The organism is Psychrobacter sp. FME5, from assembly GCF_014861375.1.
Taxonomy (GTDB): Bacteria; Pseudomonadota; Gammaproteobacteria; order Pseudomonadales; family Moraxellaceae; genus Psychrobacter.
In genome coordinates this window covers 1-482 of sequence record NZ_RRYX01000273.1, presented here as the reverse complement: position 1 = coordinate 482, position 482 = coordinate 1, and the positions used below count along the sequence as shown (strand labels likewise).

Sequence of the window (482 nt, the reverse complement as noted above, 5' to 3'; positions counted from 1 at the left end):
TATCCATGACAATCACGCATTTGGTTTTAAGGCTTGGGATTAGCGTGAACTTGCACCAGTCATAAAATATGCTGCTGTTGATGTTGTGCTCAAAATAATCAAGCGCAAACAGCATCTTTTCATACAGAGCACCGATAACGTTGGTTCGAGCTTTAGATTGCCAATTGTAGCTATCGATACAGGGTGTACCTATCGGTGCATAGCCATGAGAGCGAATGGTCTCATGCTCAAAGCCGCTCTCATCCATATACACAATGGGATAGCCTTGCTGCATAAAGCTATCAAGCTTACTTTGATACGCCGCTCTTTTTATTGGACACGCTTTTGGATGTTCCAAAGTCTTTTTTTTGACTGATATCAAGGCGCTTTAAGGCATGATAAATGCCTGTTTTACTACAGTTTAAACGACGTGCTCGCTCATATTGGTAATCATCAGGATGTTCTTTAACATCATTGAGTAGCACGTCATCTGGTATTTTATA

Annotated in this window: 2 protein-coding genes; both read right to left on the bottom strand. The window is 40.9% G+C overall.

Annotation, left to right across the window (positions count from 1 at the left end):
• A partial coding sequence (locus tag EI161_RS14655; protein WP_192530036.1) for a transposase occupies positions 1 to 274 on the bottom strand: 274 nt, incomplete at its 3' end.
• A 13-nt stretch (positions 275 to 287) separates the two neighbouring features.
• On the bottom strand, positions 288 to 482 hold a 195-nt coding region (locus EI161_RS14650), incomplete at its 5' end, for an IS630 transposase-related protein (RefSeq protein ID WP_225735428.1).